This window comes from Phenylobacterium sp. (assembly GCF_031181185.1).
Lineage (GTDB): Bacteria > Pseudomonadota > Alphaproteobacteria > Caulobacterales > Caulobacteraceae > Phenylobacterium.
In genome coordinates, this window is record NZ_JAPSKZ010000287.1 from 1 (window position 1) to 2727 (window position 2727).

The following is a 2727-nucleotide window of genomic DNA, read 5'->3' on the forward strand; positions in this document are numbered from 1 at the left end:
TCGATGTGCACGTCGCCGCCCCGGCGCGTCACCCGCAGCGCCGGCAGACGCGAGGACCCCTGCTCGATCTCCACGGCGACGTCCGAACGGTCTTCGACGATGACCACCACCCGAGCCACGGCGTGCTCGATCTCGACCTCAGGCCCCCTCTGGGCCAGGGCGGGACCGGCGGCCGCAATCGAGACGGCCGCGGCGGCGGCGGCGGACAGAAGAATGGCTTTCATGGCGGGGCTCCCTCTCCGGAATGTGCCGGGAAGGTGCGGCCCGCGCCGCGGCGAGTCACTTTAAATCGAGGTCATGACGCCCTTGTAAGGAAAGGCGCCGCGGCGCCGACCCGAGGACCCTCGTCAGCCGGAGCCGTTCAGGCGACCAGGTCTCGCGCTCCGTCGGCCGCCGCGGCGTCCGGCTCGAAGTCCCGCGGCAGACCCGCGATGCGGCTCCTCATCACCCCGGCCCGCTTCAGCGCCAGCGAGGCGGCCCAGCGCGCCGCCAGCTCGGGCGTCGACATGCGGTCGGTGAAGCGCGGCCGCCCGCCCGCCCCGCGCAAGACCGCATTGGTGAACAGCGCCCCGTTGCGGAACCGCGACGGCCAGGTCTGGAACTCCACCGACAGGGATACGCAGAACGCATCCAGGTTCTCGACGCGGTGCGGGGCGTAAAGCGGCCAGATCAGGGCCTCCCCCGGCTTCAGGTCCATGACCTGCGCATCGACCTCGAAGGCGAGGTCGTAGGGCAGCTCCTCGGTGGTCTGGCGCGCCACCACCTGCTCCATGTCGATCTCCGCCAGGTGGGTCTCGTCACCCGGATAGACGAACACCCGCTTGCGGCCCCGCAGGTGAAACAGCACCACGCCCGCGGCGTCGAAGTGGTACGGCACCCGCGCCTTCGGCGACGACAGGATCAACTGACCGGCGTGGCGGACCGCGCGCAGGCCGGGATAGCGCGACTGCACGCCGTCGAACTCGGCCATGGCTGCAGCCCACAGCTCCGGCCAGCCGGTCTCGACCTCCCGAAGGTTCACCCACAGCCGCCCCTGCTGGATCGCGGCCAGCAGTTCGGCCCCGCCCAGGCGGCCCCGCACCCCCGTGCGCAGCGACACCTGCCCGGCGGCGTCGTAGTCGTACAGGTTGATGTCGAACAGCTCGACCGGGTACCGGTCCAGAACCGCCGCCAGCGCCTCGTCGGTGGCGAACCCCTGCGCGACGAGGGCGTGCGGATGGATGCGGGCTTCGGTGACGGGTCCCGCGTAGCGGGTGCGCGCGACGGTCATGATCGGTGTCTCAGGCCGGAACGGTTCGGGTGGTCGTCCGCCGCATCCTTGCAAGCGCCGCGCCGGCGGCCTGCGCCGCGCCCCGGAGTCGATCCGCGGAAGTCGTCTCGCACGCCTCGATCGCCGCCCACCGCCGCCGGATGCTGGCCCGCAGCCGTTCGCCGCGATCCTGACCGGCGAGGTTCAGCGCGCCGACCGCCGCCTGGCTGACCGCCGCCCCCAGTCCGGGGCGCAGAACCAGCACCTCCCGCACGGTGCGGGAGGCGTTGCAGAAGTATTTCTTGTAGTGCTCGCCCTCGAAGCCGAAGTCGAACGTCCGGTAACCGCGCTCAGAGGCGAGCCGCATCGTGTCCATGCTCAGCAGGATGCCCGGCGAACAGCGGGACAGACTGGGCTCGTAGCCCGGAAACCAGAAATGGTACTGATCCCCGGCGTGCAGCGAGTATTCCAGCGCCGCCAACCGGTCGCCCGCCCACAGCCCGGCCATCGAGGCGCCAAAGCCCTCGTGCTCCGTCTTCAGCAGGGCGTGCAGCAGGTCGGCCGTCCAGCCGCAGGCGAAGATGTCGTGGCGGCCGGTGCGCCGGTACTGGCTGCGCTTCAGTTCGATCAGCCAAGCCAGCAGGGCCGGGTCCCGCAGGCCCCGCTCGACCCTGAGCGGGCCCAGTTCCGCCTCCATGCTGCGCCGGGCGCGTTCCTTGTCCTTGAAGAACTTGCCCTGGCTGGAGCGGCGCTCCGCATACCAGCCGTCGTAGCCGTCCTCGCCCAGCCGCACCTGCACCGTCCGCCGGGGCTCCCCGATCTCCCGGCCGTCCGGGCAGGTTGCGCCGACCCAGGCGGTGACGTTCAGTCGCGCGGCGCCCAGGGCGTGGGCGGCTTCCTCGAGTGACGGGGCCTCGCCCGGTCGGGCGACGATCCCGTGATAGTCGTTCATGGGCGCGGCCAGCGGCTGCAGCGCGCCGCCGCGCCTCTGGTGCGGGAAGAAGCCGACGATTCGGTCGCCGCGCGAGAACACCGCCACCGCGGCGTTCGGACTGATCCGCGCCGCCACCTGGGTGAATTCCGGCCGGAAATAGGGGCTGTCCAGCGCCGGGTTGGCGCCCAGCATGGCGCGCCAGTCGCCCCATTCGGATTCGCCCAGGGTATCCACCCCGATTATGTCGACCCGCAATCCGGTCATGCAGCCTCCCGGGAACGGCCCGCATGAGCCGCCGTTCACCGCAGTCTTAACCATGGGCGCCTTTCGACCCGGTAAGCCGGCATGGTGAACGAAACCTGCCCTTGCGCCGGCACGTTGGCCCTGCCGTAGAGGAGACCGTCCATGACCGACACCCGTGACCCCGGCCGCCAGAACGAGTACGAGGAGGAGCGCCTTCCGCCCCGGGACGGCGAGCCGCCCCGTCCCGCCCAGGAGCCCGAAGGCTCCGAGGGCTCCTCCAACTCCGGCGAGACCGCCGTCG

General features: G+C 71.4%; 2 protein-coding genes and 1 pseudogene. All 3 read right to left on the bottom strand.

What is annotated here, in order from left to right:
- Positions 1-224 (bottom strand): annotated as a pseudogene (locus tag RIF93_RS19930) (hypothetical protein); the annotation flags it as partial.
- A 137-nt stretch (positions 225-361) separates the two neighbouring features.
- Complete coding sequence (locus tag RIF93_RS19935) at positions 362-1270, bottom strand: cupin-like domain-containing protein (protein ID WP_309093187.1); 909 nt, start codon at positions 1268-1270, stop codon at positions 362-364.
- A 10-nt stretch (positions 1271-1280) separates the two neighbouring features.
- The gene (locus tag RIF93_RS19940) at positions 1281-2447 is read right to left on the bottom strand and encodes a GNAT family N-acetyltransferase (protein WP_309093188.1); all 1167 of its coding nucleotides are present in this window, start codon (positions 2445-2447) and stop codon (positions 1281-1283) included.
- Between the last annotated feature and the right edge of the window lie 280 nt (positions 2448-2727).

Coding starts and splice junctions, on each gene's coding strand:
- RIF93_RS19935 (WP_309093187.1), bottom strand. CDS start 1,270: ATGACCGTCGCGCGCACCCGCTACGCGGGACCCGTCACCGAAGCCCGC.
- RIF93_RS19940 (WP_309093188.1), bottom strand. CDS start 2,447: ATGACCGGATTGCGGGTCGACATAATCGGGGTGGATACCCTGGGCGAA.